We start from the raw sequence: 16,765 nt of genomic DNA, 5'->3' as shown, positions 1-16,765 counted from the left end.
TATGCAATGGCTGGCTGAAATATGCGTCCACCGACCGGTCTTTGCGACCGTGATCGTCATGTTCCTGACCGTGGTGGGCGGTTTTAGCTTCTTTACCCTGGGCGTCGATCGATTCCCAAAGATCGACCTGCCTACGATCTCTGTCAGAACAAGCAATCCCGGAGCCGCTCCTGAGGAGATCGAGACCGAGATCACCGACGTTATCGAGGGTGCTCTGAACACTGTTCCCGGTGTCGAGGAAATGCGGTCCAGCTCGTCGCGCGGAAGCTCGAATGTCACGCTGGCCTTCAACCTCGACAAGGACCCTGATGTCGCCTTTCAAGAGGTCCAGCAAAAGCTCAGCAACGTCCTCAACCGATTGCCCGAAACAGCCGACCCGCCGTCAGCACAAAAGAGCGACCCCGATTCGCAGCCGATCCTGATGTACACCATCAGTGCTCCGCGAAATGTAATGGAGCTGAGCGAACAGGTCGAGGAGCTCATTCAGAAACGGATCGAGAGTGCTGACGGCGTCGGCGAAGTTTTCATTTGGGGCGCGCGTTCGCCGCAGATCAGGATAAACGTCAATCCCGACAGGCTTCGAGCATTCAATATCGCTGTCACCGAGGTAACGGCCGCGATCCGCTCACAGAATCAGGAAATGCCGGGCGGCTCGATCGTCGAGGGGCAGCGAACGCTCGGCGTTCGGACGATGAGCAAGTTGACAGAGGTCGGTCAATTCAATGATGTCGTAATCGCGACGCGCAACGGATTTCCGATAAAGATCAAGGACATCGGAACGGTCGAAAAAACAGGCGGCGAGCCCTCCTCCGCCGCCTCGCTTGACGGGAGCCCTGCGGTCTCTGTCGGCATCCGTAAGCAGGCCGGTGCTAACACCATCGCGGTCATCAACAACGTCAAGACACGGATGGCCTCGATCATTCCAAACCTGCCTGACGATATGAAGGTCGTTCTGGTTCGCGACCAGGCAGAGTTCATCCAGAACTCGCTGACAGCCATCGAAGAACACCTCGTGCTTGGCGGCTTGTTCGCCGCCGTCGTCGTCTTTCTGTTCTTGTGGAATTTTCGGTCGACGATCATCGCAGCATTGGCAATACCGGTATCTATCATCGCAGCGTTTGCCGCAATTGCGGCCCTCGGTTATTCGCTGAACCAGATGACGATGCTGGCACTGACGCTAATGGTCGGCATCGTTATCGACGATGCGATCGTCGTGTTGGAGAATATCTATCGCTTTGTCGAGGAAAAGGGCGTCGATCCGTTTCGGGCAGCCGTTGAAGGAACTCGAGAGATCGGACTCGCCGTGCTGGCGACGACGCTGTCTCTGCTGGCGGTTTTCGTTCCGGTCGGTTTCATGACCGGTATCGTCGGCCGTTTTATGTCGTCCTTCGGCCTTACAGCAGCGGCGGCGATCGCAGTTTCGCTGATAGTTTCGTTCACGCTCACGCCAATGCTTGCGGCACGGTGGATCAAGCGGAAGAAGGTTCAGAGCTCAGAGTTTAGTGTTCAGAGTGTCGATGATCGCGATGTGGCCATTACATCGGAAAACGAAAACACTGAAAGCAGAACGCTGGATTCTGAACACAGTTCCAAGTCCGGCTGGTTCTACAGCAAGGTCGAGGGAACATACACATGGCTGCTGCGGCTCGCAATGAGGTTTCGCTGGGCGGTCGTGCTGATTTGTATCGTCACAGTGGCGTCGATCGTGCCGCTTTACAAATTTGTCGGCATGGCGTTCCTGCCCGACGAGGATGAATCGCTCTTTCAGGTAAATCTACGAGGCCCGCAGGGCACGTCGCTCTCGGCGACACAATCAATGCTCGACCGCATAGCCCGTGATATCCGTGCCGAGGTGCCCGGCGTGAGAAACACGCTCATTCTCGCCGGTTTCGGCCGTGGTTCGGGCTCGAACAACGGATTTATCAACGTCGCGCTGCTGCCGGTAAAAGAGCGGGCTCGTTCGCAGGCAGATCTCATCAACCAAACGCGGCAGATCGCAAAAAAATACTCGTCAAAGGACTATCAGGTCTCGGTCTCGGCGTCCTCATCGATCGCCGGCAGCATCGGCTTGGGTCGCGGCGGATCAGGTGTCGGCATGTATATCGCCGGGCCGGACATGGCAAAGCTGACCGAGTATGCCAACGCAATGGTCGAGAAAATGAAGCAGGATCCTGTCTATCGCGATCCTGACACGTCGATCGAGGTCGGCAATCCTGAAGTCCGTGTCACTATCGACCGCACAAAAGCCGCCGACCTCGGCGTGCGGGCCGGCGATGTCGCGCAGGCGTTAAATATCCTGTCCGCCGGCCAGATCGTATCGACCTACAGCGAGAATTCGCGTCAATACGACGTCGTGGTCCGTGCCGAGGAATCCTATCGACGCGACCGCAGCAACTTTCGATTCTTTACCGTCAGCTCATCCAACGGCGGCACCGTCGATCTCGACCGCGTCATCAAGATCGCCGAGGGCACGTCGCCGTCGTCGATCAGCCGACTCAATCGCCAGCGTCAGGTCACCGTCTCGGCCGGACTGCCGCCAAACGCAGCTGAATCTGACGCGATCGCAAAAATGGAGCGCATCGCCAGCGAGCTTAATATGCCGGCCGAATATGTAACGGGCGTGACCGGCCAGTCAAAGGAGCTGCAAAAGGCTTATAACGCATTCCTCTACGCGTTTCTGCTCTCATTCGTATTTATGTATCTGATCCTGGCGGCTCAGTTCGAATCGTTCATCCATCCGGTCACGATCCTGCTGACGTTGCCGCTTGCGGTACCATTCGCATTGCTTTCGACCGCCATCGCCGGGCAAACGCTTAATATCTTTTCTGCCCTCGGCATCCTCCTGCTGTTCGGTATCGTGAAAAAGAACGCGATCCTCCAGATCGATCACACCAACAATCTCCGCTCTCAGGGCATGGGCCGCTACGATGCGATAATTCAGGCGAACCGCGACCGCCTGCGTCCCATCCTGATGACAACAATCGCTCTGGTTGCCGGAATGGTCCCTCTCATCCTCGGCACCGGTGCCGGTGCGGCCACCAACCGCTCGATCGGGATCTTGGTCGTCGGCGGCCAATCGCTTTGCCTGCTGCTTACGCTGTTGGCGGTGCCGGTCTTTTATTCGCTGTTTGATGACGCCGCCGAAACGGCCGTCTGGCAAAAGATATCGGGCGGCGTCGGCAGCATCTTTTCGGTTTTCAAGAAGAAAAAGGCCGATTCAGGAGCCGACACGATCTAAGATGGCGCCAATACCGATCATCACTCGCGCTTTCGGCCTCGGCGCTCAATTCGCAGGATTGGGCCTCGCCCTGCTGCTCACCGGACAAACTCAGGCTCAAACGCCGACGCCCACGACAACGCCGGAGGAGCCGAACCCGACGGCTCCGACATTCAGTTCGCCGGCGCGTCCGCTGCCGGGCCTCGATCGCGTCGGTGTTACGACAGCGGACCCGCTGTCACTCACGCTCGCCGCTGCGATCGAGATGGCTCTGAAGAACAACAACGATATCGACGTTTCACGAAATGATGCACAGATTGCTGACTTTGATCTGAAAGCCGCTCGCGGCATCTACGATCCGCTCGTTAACTCCCAGACGTACTTCGAGAGCCGAACGACGCCGACGGCCTCGACCATTGGCGGCGCTGTCGACGGCAAGGTGACGCAGCGTCAGTTCTTTAACGATCTCGGCCTGTCGGGTTTCGTCCCGCGATTTGGCGGGTCGTATGACGTCGTCTTTAACTCGGCCCGCACGAATACGTCTAATCGCAACGCCACGCTTAACCCTCAGTTCCCGGCGAGTCTCATCGCGTCATACGTTCAGCCGCTCTGGCGTAACCGTAGGATCGACGCGAATCGGCGCTCGATCCAGATCGCCAAAAAGAATATCGAGATCTCCGATTCACAACTCCGATCAAAAGCTATCACCGTGATCTCGGACGTCGAACAAGCTTACTGGGACCTTGTATATGCCTTGAGAAACCTGCAGGTCCAGACCGATACTTTGCGGCAGGCCCACGAACAACTCGAGAGCAATAAACGACTGGCAGCGAAAGGCGTTCTCGCCCCGATCGAGATCGTCGCGGCAAACTCACAGATCGCGACGCTTGAGCAGGCCGTCTATGCCGCCAAGGAGAGCATTACGCGAGCTGAGAATTCCTTAAAAACGCTGCTGTTGCCGGACCGCAATGCTCCCGATTGGTCGCGGCCGCTGACGCCCGTAACATCCGCCGAACTCGACCTGCCGCGGATCGGGCTTGAGGTTGCCGTCACCGAGGCGTTCAGGAATCGGCCTGAGATTGCCCAATATGATGGCTTGGCCGAGATAAATCGCATTGACGAAAAGTTCTACCGCAACCAGGCCAAACCGCAGATCGACCTCGTCGGCTCATACACGTCCGCCGGCCTCGCCGGCACGCCAAATCCGCTCTCGTCCGGCGGCGCGAACGTACCCGCGAATCTGCGCGGAGGTTATTTTACATCGCTTGGCAATCTGCTCGCCCAAGACTTCCCAACCTACCGCGCCGGAGTGCAGATAACGTTTCCTTTGAGGAATCGAACCGCCGAGGCCAATCTCGGCCGTGTGCTTGTCGAGGGTGAACGCATCGCCAACAACCGCGCTCAGGTCGAACAGTTGATCGAAGCTGACGTTCGCAACACGCTCCAGTCTCTTCGCTCGGCCGAATCTCGGCTCGCTTCAGCGACCGAGGGCAGGATCGCAGCCGAAGGGCTCTATGCCAGCGAGCAGCGGCAGTTTCGAGCCGGCACAACGACCTTCTACCTCGTACTTCAGCGCCAAACCGACCTGACCGCCGCTCTCGGCCGCGAGCTTCAGGCCCGCACCGATCTGAATAAGGCCGTCTCAGAGTTTAACCGAGCGATCGGCTCCACGCTCTCCGTCAACAACGTCTCGGTCACCAAATAGGGTAGTGTCTTATTTCGTGCATTCGTGGCTAATGGTGCTCTCGAAGGATTAGCCACAATGCACGAATAGATCCCAAACAAAGGCCTCTAAAATAGTACCTCTCGCATTCCTGAAACCTTTTCGGCTACAATCCGAATTACAAGCATTCAGTTCGCCCTACGGAGTGATTATGAGATCTCTAGCTCGCATTATGGCCACCTTTGCCGTGACCGCTGCCGTCGTGTTGTGTCTCGTTCCGGCCGCGGCCGCGCAGAAGAGAGGCGGCATCAAGGTGCCCGTAACGTATTACAAGCTCGGCAACGGCCTTAAGGTCGTGCTCTCGCCCGAGCATTCGGCACCGCTCGTGACAGTAGCCGTGTATTACAACATTGGCTTTCGGATCGAGCCGCGCGACCGCACCGGCTTTGCGCATCTATTCGAACACCTCATGTTCCAGGGCTCAAAGAATCTGGGCAAGATGGAATTCATCCGGCTCGTCGAATCGAACGGCGGCGTGCTCAACGGCTCGACTCGGTTCGATTTTACGAACTATTTTGCCGTCGTCCCTGCCCACAAGACCGAGACACTGCTCTGGGCCGAGGCCGACCGAATGAAGGGACTCGACATTACGCAGGAAAACCTCACCAACCAGCAAGGCGTCGTCTCAAACGAGGTCAAGGTCAATGTGCTGAACCAACCCTACGGCTCGTTCCCATGGATCGATCTGCCGATGGCAGCGTTCACAAACTGGTACAACGCACACAACTTTTACGGCGACCTCAAGGACCTCGATGCCGCGACGCTCGACGATGCAAAGGCCTTCGCGGCCAAGTACTACCAGCCGCAAAATGCCGTATTGGTAGTGGCCGGCGATTTTGATGAAAAGGCAACGAAGGGCTGGGTCGATAAGTATTTCGCAAAGATACCGTCGCAAAAGCCCGAGCCGCTTCCTGAGTTGACCGAGCCGCGTCAGGAAAAGGAAAAGACGGTCACCCGCACGGATGCGCTCGCAAAGAAGCCCGCCATCGGCTTCGGCTATCAGATGCCAAAGCGCGGCACGCCTGAGTATTATGCGATGGGCCTGCTCGACCAGATACTGCTTCAGGGCGAGGATTCGATGCTGTTTCAGGAGCTCGTTAAGAACAAGACCTACACCAGCGGCCTCAGCGGCGGTATCAACGGCTATTTGGGCAATATGTTCAATTACAATGGCCCGATGCTCTTTAGTGTCGACCTGATCCACGACGAAAAATATACGCCCGAGGAAATACTGGCCGCCGCCGATAAGGTCATCGCACAGGTTCAGGACAAGGCCGTCGATCAAAAAACGATCGAGCGAGCGATCGTCAAACTTCGCAGCGGGCTCTACGACACGATGACGCAATTCGGCGGCTTTGGCCGGGCCGACCTTCTGGCGAGCTTTGCCCTGTTTGACGACAAACCCGACAACATCAACCAGATCGAGGCGAATTTCAAAAAAGTAACGCCCGCAATGATCCAAAAGACCGCAAAGGAATATTTGCGAAAAACCAATCGCACGGTCGTCATCCTTGATGTCGAAAAATCGGCCACCGCGGAGTAACAGCAATGCAAAATTCTAAATTCAAAATTGTAAATAGAGCCTTTTCTCTGCGTCTCTGCACCTTTGCGGTTATTTCCTTCGTTCTGCCGCTCGCGATCGCGGCACAGAAAGAAACGCCTCCGGCCGGCGGCCAGCCCAAGGCGTTCGTTTTCCCAAAGCAAGACACCTACAAGCTCAGCAACGGCATGCGCGTGACGCTCGTGCAATACGGCTCCGTGCCAAAGGTCGCCATGCAGGCCGTCGTTCGCGCGGGCTCGCTCAACGAGATGAGCAACCAGCGTTGGATCTCGGACATGGTATCGACGCTGTTAAAGGAAGGCACATCGAATCGCACTGCCGAACAGATCGCTCGTGAGACCGCCGAAATGGGCGGCAGCATCTTCTCCTCGGCCGGGACCGACAAAACTGTCATCGGCGGTGAGTCATTATCAGAATTTGATACGCGCTTTCTCTCGCTGTTGGCCGACGTGATGCTCCATCCAAAATTTGCAGCCGACGATCTCGCAAAGGTCCGGGCCAATAAGCTCCGCGAGCTCGCTATCAGCAAAGCACAGCCCGGCACGCTGGCGTGGGAAAAGTTTCGCTCAGTCATCTTCCCGGATCACGCATATGGCTCGATCTTTCCGACCGAGGAAGGCCTCAGGGCATATACGATGCAGGACGTTAAGTCCTTTTATTACAACCAGTACGGAGCGGCACGTACCCACCTGTATGTCGTGGGCCAGTTCGACGCAGCGAAGATGAGAGCGGCTATCGAGAAAGTATTTAGTAACTGGAAGAAAGGCCCCGAACCGATCCGCAACCCGCCAAAGATAGCCGCGAAGTACTCGCTCGACGTCATCGACCGGCCCGGTGCTCCACAATCGACCATCTATCTCGGAATGCCCGCGATGTCGCCCTCGGATGACGACTTTATCAAATTTACCGTGATGGACTCGCTCCTCGGCAGTTCGTTCGGCTCGCGCATCACCGCCAACATCCGCGAGAACAAAGGCTACACCTATTCGCCCAACAGCTTTATCTGGAACCGCTACAAAACGGGCTATTGGATCGAGAACGCCGACGTCACCACCGAGCACACCGGCGCTTCGATCAAGGAGATCCTCTACGAGATCGAACGCCTGCAAAAAGAACCGCCGTCCGACGCCGAGCTGCAGGGCATCAAGAATTATCTGGTCGGCATCTACGTCCTGCAAAACTCATCCCGCACCGGCGTGATCGGCCAACTCGAATCCGGCGACTACAACGAACTTGGCCCAAACTATCTGGACACCTACGTCCAAAAACTAACCGCCGTCACCCCATCAGACATCTCCGAAATGGCCCGAAAGTATCTCCTAAAAGACAAAATGACGTTCGTCGTCGTCGGCGACAAAGCCAAGATCACCGATCAGCTGAAGCCATACGAGAACTGATCGGCCATAGGCCGCGGATGTCGTGATTGCTCGAAAACCGAGCCAGTGCTATATTACGGTTGGGGAACACACATCACATTGGAGGTGACATGGGATGCGTTGTCGATCTATGGCCCGAAGGAGCCTGATTCCGGTCGTCCTGGGAGTACATCTGGTTGCGATTGCCCTTTTCTTGTCTTACCCCGGTCAAGTCAACGGACAGTCTACCTGGCGCCTGAAGCTCGCCGACGTCGAGGTAGTTGACCAGCGCGAGGCCAGCGGCGACCGGCCGTATTTTGCGGTGATCCAATTTCGGTCGCGATTCAACTCGCGCAACTCTACCGAAGTTAAGGTTCTGAGCTACGAACCGCATGATTGGGTGTCAAAGCCTGAGTTCCGCAGCGGCCTCAGCTCCCGCGGTGACCATATCTTCAATCGCCAGCGGGCATCTCTACCCTTTTGGATGGGTGACATCGAGTGGCAGAATATGACACCTCTGCCGTCACCGTTCGTCGGCACCGCGATCGACCTGCGCCGGGTCACGCCGGAGGTCTTGCGGATGGAGGTAGCCGGCGCGGTAATTGTTGGCCTTGATAACAACAACACGCCGCCGCACATAATTCGCGGATTGCTCGATTCTATCGGCCAGGTGCTCGACCAGACACTGCGGGAAAAGATCGAGCGGAACACTGCGGTCGTCGCGTCATCAGCAACTTTTAGCAAGGACTTCGAGGATCGCCTGGGTGAGATCGCCAAGGGGCTGGTGACAGTTCCTCGCGTAATGGAACTCCTCGGGCAGCTCACCGTGGGCTCGACCTTCAATCCGGACCAGATCATCGGGATCCAAACCTTCATGATGCCCGTTCTGGATGGATTTCCCGCGAAAGTCGAAGGTCGAACCATCAATCTTCCTAACGTGATCGTAGCGGGACCGATCGAATTTCGAACAAAGACGTTGGCCCTTCAGCCATGGTCGGAAACTCTTACTTTCAAGGGTTCGGGTGGTGAATACCGAGTCTCGGCCCGTCTCGAGGGATCGGCCTGTCGTGGGACCGTTCGTGATCTGAGCTTTTCATTCCTGTCCGGCGACGACGGATTGAGGGACGACTCACGTCTAGAGCTGGAACTGAACGTCGCAGGCCGTGCGCCTATGATAATTCCGTTGGGCGGCGGCAACGGCGACCGCACAAATGCCATGTTCACCCGCACTGCACGGCTGCCAAGCGCAGTAAACCGCTCTGATATCAGGCAGGTGGGCATCAGATTCTCGAGCCGAGGTGGCTTTGGCCTTTCGCAGGACAACTGGACGCTGAACGCAATGCAGGTAGTTTCGGGCGGCGATACCGTCGTGAGCAGTTCGGGCCGGCCCTTGATGCGCTTCACAGGGCAGCAACGCCGCATGATGGTTGAGACCGGATGTGGCTCAGCGAGCTCCAGTAGCGGGACGGCGGCGGTCGATCCCGTCGTTAGTACCATTGAGGTAACGCTCGCCACGGGAGACGACGACCTGCGCGGCGGCAATGACAACGCATTTGTTTTTGCGATCCTTTCGGACGGAAGACGGATCGAAGTGCCATTTAACAGCCGGCGGCGTTTAGCCGATAGGACATCGAAAACAGTGTCGTTCTCGTTACCGCCGGGAACCCGCACCTCGCAGGTTCAGAGCATCGGCGTCAGAGCGACGCTGTCCGGAGGGATCGGCGGAGACAACTGGAATATCGATTCCGTAAGTGCGATCGCGGTTTCAAGAGACGGCCGTCAGCCGCTTCTTTCGAAGTCCGGCAGGCCTCTAACCCGGCTGTCGAGAGAGACCCGCGAAACCGTCTGGCGGATCGGTCGGTGACAAGAGATATTCTGACGTGATCGCTCGGGCCGGGGTCGGATGGTCCGATCCTTGCTTGGATTTGTATTTATAGCCGCCAACGTCGGTGGTCTCACCCAGGTTCAGGAGCACGATGCCGGGGCTGAATTCGGGGGCGAAGAAGTACTGAGTTCCTGAGATCTTGATGCGGTAGTGGCGGCAAAAGGACGAGGCGTGGACGACCCAGCCCATCTGTTTTTTCGTCACCGGAAAGCTTTCGTCTGAGGGCGGCGCGGCGGGTTCGACGGCGATCGCGTCTTCTTTTTGGCTGTAATAGAGCGTCACAAAGCCCGGACGGCCCAGGGCGTTGTAGGCGGTGGAATTAAGGTAGATCGTCCCTTTTGAGTTGATCGTCACCCGCGCGACGCGCGGCTTGTTTGGCCCCGACGCCGGCCCGCCTCGGAATCTCTCAAATCCTCGATTAAGAATTGCTGCTCGTTCGTGGTTCATCGTCGTGTGTGCTCCTTGTTCGTGTTTCGTGATTGTGTTGCATGTATAGCACGTCCTTGCACCGTGTGTCAAGCCCAGTTTCCTTCTCCGCTCCTGCGGCTTGCCGCCCTATTTGCGGAGGAGCTTGCTCCTCCGAGATCGGCCAACTAATCTGCGGCTTGCCGCCGCCCTAACATTCGGCGGCGGCAAGCCGCGAATAAGAGAGCCCGTCACCGGAGCAGTAAACTGCTCCGCAAATAGAGCGGCAAGCCGCAAAAAAATGGATGCGGTGTTTAAGATGCGGGCGACGGCCCGCGATGAGTAAGAGATGCGTGCTAAATGGATCTGCGATGGCGACTGCGTCCCCAAACGGTCCGTTTTCCTATGTCGTGGGTCATACGAAATAGCAGTTGGTCATACGGAATGCGTCCCAGGGACGCATGCAAATTGAGAATGAAGAGCCTTTCGACCAATCGGGGGATTACCTCTACCAATCGAGGGTGTTTTGGATGGACAAGGCCCTGCGGGGCCGGACTACGGCCGCAGCATTTCTTGCCTATCGAAGATGATCGGAGATCGGTCAGTGAACGAGGGCGCTGTCCAAGCCGTTCAGCAGGTCCTTAAGCGAAGCGGGGTCTGAATGCTTTTTTTTTAGGAGCGCCTCGGCAAGCTCAAAGAGTGGTGCAGGGATCGATGCCGGCTCATAAGTATCTACGGGCATTTCATCCTGCGGATACATTGAATAGAACTCAGCCTCGGCGGCGCAGAATTCGCATGCCTCGAGGTGGCCCATTATCGCCAGCGACTGTGCGGAGGTTAGTTCACCCTCTTCAAAGGCGACAAGATCGCATGATGTCGGACAATCTTCGTCCTTATAAAAGCCTGTCATTTTTGCTGAGTCCATACTAGACGCAATGCGACCTGAGTGTCGCTGTCGCCCGCCACACAACGGCCGGCTGAAGTTCCCTCTTGCTACATCAAAAATAAATCTGTAATGCCTAATTGCTTCCAAAACTCGAAGCCCAAAATCACGCAAATTGACAAAAAATGTGTCTTATTATTGTCAAAAAGTGTCACGAAGGCCTAATTTGACAATGTTTAGCGATGGTGTATAAAAAATATACAATATTGCAAAAACTTGTTGCTCATCGAGAGATTAATTGTTACTATCTTACTTGTCGGCCGTGAGAGGCAATCATCTCATTGCCACCCGGTCGGACCGCCACCAGTAGCTCGGAAACGGTCCTGTCTCGGCCTCACTACCAGATACCCAACTTACTCACCCTTGAGTTCGAATTGAGTCGCAACCGATAGCCTCAACGGCGCATCGAAAGCCGGATCGTTTGCTCGGCGATCCTCACAAAAAGCGAATTGCGACTTTTCGACCATTAGGCGACTGAATCGGAAGAGTGACTATGAAAGAAGTGAGAACAAAGGAACGCCTGCCCCGTTCGATCCAAAACAAACAGGTCAAGGTCGGCAAATGGAACGACAGCCTCAGGACCTCTGACGTAAACCAGATCTGGACCGAACTGCATCGTATCGTCTCGTCGCATCCGCTCGTACGGGCGTCAAAGCGTGCGGGTTTTCTCGTTGAGGAAGGGCGCTATAACGCCTACACCGACCTCACTCAGGAACTCTTCGTCGCACTCCTCAGCAAAGACCGATTCCAGCATTATATTGACAGTGGGATGTCCGACCCCGAGATCGAGGCCGAGATCAGCCAGATCGAGCTGACCAATATGCTCACGGCCGAGCTCCGAAAGCGCTATCCCGAGAGTTACCGCCTCGCGCGACGAATTTCAACGTTGATCCAGTCGAGCGAGACATTCAAGAGGTTCGACAACATTGACAATCCTGAGGCCCACCGCCGCCTTGCGGATCGGCTCTACGGGCTTGCCGACTGGAAGGTCACCAAGATGCGGCGCGACGTCCAGGAAATGGACGAACGCGTTAAGGCCGTAGCGTTCTATCGTCGCGACACGCGAATGGTCGGCTGCACGGGTGACGCTCAGATCGTCATCAGCAATCCGGAATTGGAAAAGCTGATCATCCGCGTCTTTAAGGCCGTGGATTCGCCCGTCGATGTTCGATCGCTGCGGTCATTCGTCATGTCCAGACTGCCGATCATGGACATCCATCTCGTGCCCGTAGGCAGCGGCACAGACAGCGACGACGACGACCGCATGCCGTTTGAATTTACGGACACAGGAGCGACGCCCGAGGAAGACCTTCTCCGTAACGAAGCCGAAGCGGCCGCCGCAGGATGCGTCGATGATTTTCTCAACACGCTCAGCCGCTCGGTCCGCGGCAAGGCGAAACAATACGACCGCATGATCAACGTCCTCTGGCACTGCTACCTGATCTCGAATAGCGGCACGCAGCTCGAGGTCGCGGACATGCTCGGTGTGTCGGACTCGCTCGTCTCCGACTATCGCAAACGTATCGAGGCAAATCTCCAGCAATTGTCATTCAACGGCGTAAACGAAGCACGGCAATTCGAAAAGGCGCTTAAACTTCGCGTTCGCGACATGATAACGATGGACCGCGAAGGAGTAACCGCCTGAGTTCCGACAAGTATATGGGCGCCGATGGCCTTCAAAACAATAAAAAGCAAGGAATACCGCTCGCTGACAAATCCGGCCCGCAAGAGCAAGCCGTCGGGCGATATTCCCTCGTTGATGCCACCTCAAGCGCTTCGGCCGGAAAACGACGTCTCGCAAGAATACGTCGCTATCGCGCCGGAGTTCGAAGGCGACGCTGCATCGGCCGCGCCGCCGCTTGATCGTGCAGAGCCACGGCAGCCGTCACCCGTAAGTTCAGGATCGGTTCGCCACGACAAGAAGGCTAGGAATAGCGAAAAGGACCAACAGCTATTGACCAGCGAAAAATGGCTCGTCCGTGCCGGCCACAAGCTCACATATATCGGCCTCTTTCTGTTCTCGATAATGGTGCTGTTCCGGCCCTACGAGATCGTGCCCGGACTCGGCTTCTTATCGGCAACAGCGTTCTATTTTGCACTAGCGACGATCCTGCTCTTCGTCCCGAGCCAGTTGGCTGCTGAGGGCACGCTCACAACATTCCCGACCGAGGTCAAAGCCATTCTCGCAATGGCATTGATCGCTCTCTTGACCATGCCGCTAGCCAAGGACCCGGCGATGGCGTGGGAGACCTTTAACGACCCTTTTATTAAGGCCGTTATCATCTTTGTCGTCCTCGTCAACGTCGTCCGTACGCGACTGCGACTGCTCGGAATGATGTGGCTCTCATTCGGCATTGGGATATATCTTGGTATTTCGGCTCTCAACCTATATTCGCAGGGCAAGTTTGCGGTCGAGGAGTATCGCATCGCCGTGGATGTCGGTGGCATGTTCGGCAATCCGAACGAGATGGCTCTGCATTTCGTGATGATGACACCTATCGTGTTCTCGCTTGGGCTTGCAACCCCCAAGAAGCTCGTTCGAATCTCGTATTTTGCAATGGCCAGCCTGTTTGTCGCAGCAAATATGGTGACATTCTCGCGTGGCGGTTTTCTCGGTTTGATCGCGTGCCTCGCTGTTCTTGCGTGGAAACTCGGCCGCAAATATCGTCTCAATGTCGCCATCGGATCGATCATAATCGGCGGGATCGCTATCGTCGCAGCCCCGGGAAACTACGGCCTGCGGATGCTCTCGATCTTCATTCCAGGCCTTGACGCAGCCGGATCGAGCGATCAGCGGTGGGAACTGTTGATGAGATCGCTGCTTGTGAGCGCACGAAATCCGTGGGGCATCGGCATCGGCAACTTCCCGATCGTCGGTATTCGAAGCCTGCAATCGCATAACGCGTTCACACAGGTCTCTGCAGAACTCGGCATTCTGGGCCTGATCGCGTATCTGGTCTTCATTATCAGCCCGTACCGAAAGCTGTCGGCCATCGAGAGAACTCTCTTTGACGCGGACGATCACAGTTGGTATTACTATCTCGCGATCGGACTGCAGGCGAGCATCGTAGGCTATCTAGTTTCGAGCTTTTTTGCATCCGTCGCCTACAATTGGTTCGTCTATTACCTGATCGCGTACGCCGTCGCATTCCGCCGGATCTACACGATCGAGACAGGCGGTGTAAAACAAGAGACCGCTGCCGCACGAGCAGCGAAACCAGTCGCAGCCGTATGATCTGGGCAGTGGAACAGTCAGTCTTTTGGGCATGCGTCAGTGTGCTGAGTTACGTGTATGTCGGCTATCCACTGCTGGCATGGCTCGTCGGTCGCCTTTCTCCAAAGCCTGTGCGGATCGGAGCCCTCGAACCGACCGTCACCGTACTGATAACAGCTTTTAACGAGGCCTCGTCGATACGCGGAAAGATCGAGAATACCCTGAAACTCGACTATCCTGCCGATAAACTTGAGATACTGGTCGCATCTGACGGATCAACCGATGGCACAGACGACATCGTTCGTGAATTCGAGTGCCACGGCGTTAAGTTGTTTCGACAAGAGGGACGCGTCGGCAAGACCATCACGCAAAACAACGCCCTTCGTCAGGCATCCGGCGAGATCATCCTTTTTTCCGATGCGACCACGATCTACCGCGAAGATTCGCTCAAGGCCCTTCTGCCGGCCTTCGCCGACGACACCGTCGGCTGTGTCGCAGGACGGCTCGTTTATCGTAACGTCGAAAGGTCAAATGTCGGGAAAGGTGCCCGCGGCTACTGGGGCTATGAGACGCAGCTCAAGATGTCCGAGAGCCGCGCCTGCTCGCTGATCGGTGCATCGGGCTGTCTTTATGCTGTTCGCCGCTCGGCATATGAGCCAATGTATGCCGAGGCATGCTCAGATTTTCTCATTTCCTCATTGCTCTATCGCAAAGGCCTTCGGACCGTGTTCGAGCCGGATGCTATTTGCTACGAAGACACTAACCGCGAAGCCGGAAACGAACTTAGCATGCGTGTCCGCGTGATCGTGCAGACGTTTACGGACCTCTGGCGGAATCGCGATATGATGAACCCGCTAAAACGCGGTTTCTTCGCCGTCGAGCTCATTTCACACAAGTTGCTGCGTTATGCGGTGCCGCTCGTCCTCATCGTACTGTTAGCTTCGAATGCTATGTTAGCATCGGGTTCCGCATTCTATTCGATGACCCTGCTCATCCAGCTTACGTTCTATCTTATGGCCCTCGCAGGTTGGATAACTGAACGAACTGGCCACCGGCTGACGCTGCTTGCCATGCCGCTCTATTTCGTCCTCGCAAACGTAGCCTCACTCGTCGCATTCTATAAGTTTCTGCGTGGCGAGCGGCTCGCGAGATGGGAACCGATACGAGATTCTCAGTGATATGATCAGTCACGCCGATCACATCATCAGCAAGCGCGTCGGGCGCAACGTCTTTGAGACGCCGCCGCGAGTCTCTGTGGTCATTCCGGCATACAACGTTGCCGGGTACATCGGCGAGACACTTGATTCGGTCATCGGCCAGAAGTTTCGCGAGCACGAGATCATTGTCGTCAATGACGGCTCGCCCGATACCGATGCGTTTGAACGTGCACTTCATACGCGCCTCGAGGATATAGTCTATATCAAACAGCGAAACCTCGGTGCCGGCCCGACACGCAACACTGCCATCGAACATGCCCGCGGCGACGTCATCGCATTCCTCGACGGCGATGACGTCTGGTTGCCTGATTTCCTCGCGTCGCAGCTTGTTTATCTCGAGCGTCATCATCTCGATATGGTCTATTGCGACGCATTCCTCTTCGGAATGAACAACGCCTATCGACGCACGTTTATGGAAAGCGCTCCGTCCAATGGCGAAGCGAACTTTGACAGCATTCTCGACCTGCGGTGCAACGTAATAACGTCAGGAACGCTTGCGAGGAAGCAGGCAATCCTGGATGCCGGTGGGTTTGAACTCGAGCGCGTTCGAGCGCACGACTTTCACCTATGGCTGAGAATGGCGAAAAATGGGGCAAAAATCGGCTATCAGACAAAACCACTGGTCAAGTACCGCGTCCATTCTGACAATTTGTCGGGCGACTCGATCAGCCGCGTCGAGCGCGAGATCGACGCTTTTGAGCGTGTTCGCCGGACGATCGAGCTTAGGCCGCAGCAACACGAGATCGTTACGGCCCGCCTCGCCGGCCTCGAAGCCGATCTCGCCGTCGAGCAGGGCAAATCTTACCTACTGAAAGGCGAGCACCGCGAGGCCGCCCTAGCCTTTCGAGTTGCAAACCGACATCGGCGATCGCTCAAGCTGACGATGGCCGCCGTTCTGGCATCTGTCGCTCCATCGACACTAATCAAGTTTATGCAAAAGCACCGGTCAGAGGATCTTGCTCTCGTCCGTCGCTGACGGTGGATACTCAAGACCGCGTTCAAGAATAGCTGAAACAGGTTGACATACGAGCCATTTGGTGAAATGGCTAAGTTTCCGTTGCTTGACAATTGGTAAAAACCGCGAATAAACTTGAGGTTACTCGAGAATCACAAGTTTTTGACAAGGGGGACACATGGATCGCGTCGGATTACTTTTCGCGACACGACGGATGTTCCGGCCAAGTAGAATCAAATAAATTGGAGACCTATTCGTATGTTAAACAAAAGGCTCTCTTGCGAGAGAAA

The 16,765-nt window shown here is 56.1% G+C and carries 12 protein-coding genes; 10 read left to right on the top strand and 2 right to left on the bottom strand.

Features of this window, described 5'->3' with window-relative positions; all coding sequences use genetic code 11:
* Position 1 precedes the first annotated feature (1 nt).
* From IPM59_06890 to IPM59_06870, 5 genes are all read left to right on the top strand, one after another.
* Positions 2-3,238, top strand: coding sequence for an efflux RND transporter permease subunit (locus IPM59_06890; protein MBK9215314.1), 3,237 nt, complete (start codon positions 2-4; stop codon positions 3,236-3,238).
* Between the two features lies 1 nt (position 3,239).
* Positions 3,240-4,922, top strand: a complete 1,683-nt coding sequence (locus IPM59_06885; protein ID MBK9215313.1) for a TolC family protein — start codon at positions 3,240-3,242, stop codon at positions 4,920-4,922.
* 190 nt (positions 4,923-5,112) lie between these two features.
* Positions 5,113-6,483 carry an insulinase family protein gene (locus tag IPM59_06880; protein ID MBK9215312.1) on the top strand — a complete coding sequence of 457 codons (1,371 nt, stop codon included), beginning with the start codon at positions 5,113-5,115 and terminating at the stop codon, positions 6,481-6,483.
* A 5-nt stretch (positions 6,484-6,488) separates the two neighbouring features.
* Entirely contained in the window at positions 6,489-7,898 is a 1,410-nt protein-coding gene (locus tag IPM59_06875) for an insulinase family protein (protein MBK9215311.1), read from the top strand.
* Between the two features lie 94 nt (positions 7,899-7,992).
* Complete coding sequence (locus IPM59_06870; protein ID MBK9215310.1) at positions 7,993-9,720, top strand: hypothetical protein; 1,728 nt, start codon at positions 7,993-7,995, stop codon at positions 9,718-9,720.
* Here IPM59_06870 and IPM59_06865 read toward each other — a convergent pair.
* The gene (locus IPM59_06865; protein MBK9215309.1) at positions 9,667-10,188 is read right to left on the bottom strand and encodes a hypothetical protein; all 522 of its coding nucleotides are present in this window, start codon (positions 10,186-10,188) and stop codon (positions 9,667-9,669) included. The two genes, IPM59_06870 and IPM59_06865, sit on opposite strands and share 54 nt — an antisense overlap.
* Before the next feature lie 124 nt (positions 10,189-10,312).
* On the opposite strand from IPM59_06865, the gene IPM59_06860 reads away from it, so the two are divergent.
* A complete protein-coding gene (locus tag IPM59_06860) occupies positions 10,313-10,492 on the top strand; it encodes a hypothetical protein (protein MBK9215308.1) in 180 nt (59 codons plus the stop codon).
* A 255-nt stretch (positions 10,493-10,747) separates the two neighbouring features.
* Here IPM59_06860 and IPM59_06855 read toward each other — a convergent pair whose 3' ends face one another.
* The gene (locus tag IPM59_06855) at positions 10,748-11,071 is read right to left on the bottom strand and encodes a hypothetical protein (GenBank protein ID MBK9215307.1); all 324 of its coding nucleotides are present in this window, start codon (positions 11,069-11,071) and stop codon (positions 10,748-10,750) included.
* 511 nt (positions 11,072-11,582) lie between these two features.
* On the opposite strand from IPM59_06855, the gene IPM59_06850 reads away from it, so the two are divergent.
* The 4 genes from IPM59_06850 to IPM59_06835 are packed head-to-tail and all read left to right on the top strand — an operon-like array spanning position 11,583 to position 16,496.
* Positions 11,583-12,734 (top strand): hypothetical protein, encoded by a 1,152-nt coding sequence (locus tag IPM59_06850; protein ID MBK9215306.1) that lies wholly within the window; start codon positions 11,583-11,585, stop codon positions 12,732-12,734.
* Positions 12,735-12,758: 24 nt separating this feature from the next.
* Complete coding sequence (locus IPM59_06845; protein ID MBK9215305.1) at positions 12,759-14,324, top strand: O-antigen ligase family protein; 1,566 nt, start codon at positions 12,759-12,761, stop codon at positions 14,322-14,324.
* 8 nt (positions 14,325-14,332) lie between these two features.
* A complete protein-coding gene (locus IPM59_06840; protein ID MBK9215304.1) occupies positions 14,333-15,481 on the top strand; it encodes a glycosyltransferase family 2 protein in 1,149 nt (382 codons plus the stop codon).
* Position 15,482: 1 nt separating this feature from the next.
* Positions 15,483-16,496: a glycosyltransferase family 2 protein gene (locus tag IPM59_06835; protein MBK9215303.1), complete on the top strand. Its 1,014-nt coding sequence runs from the start codon at positions 15,483-15,485 to the stop codon at positions 16,494-16,496.
* Positions 16,497-16,765: the final 269 nt, after the last annotated feature.

The organism is Chloracidobacterium sp., from assembly GCA_016715795.1.
Taxonomy (GTDB): domain Bacteria; phylum Acidobacteriota; class Blastocatellia; order Pyrinomonadales; family Pyrinomonadaceae; genus OLB17.
The sequence above is the reverse complement of the archived record's forward strand: the minus strand, read 5'-3'. Positions and strand labels throughout refer to the sequence as shown.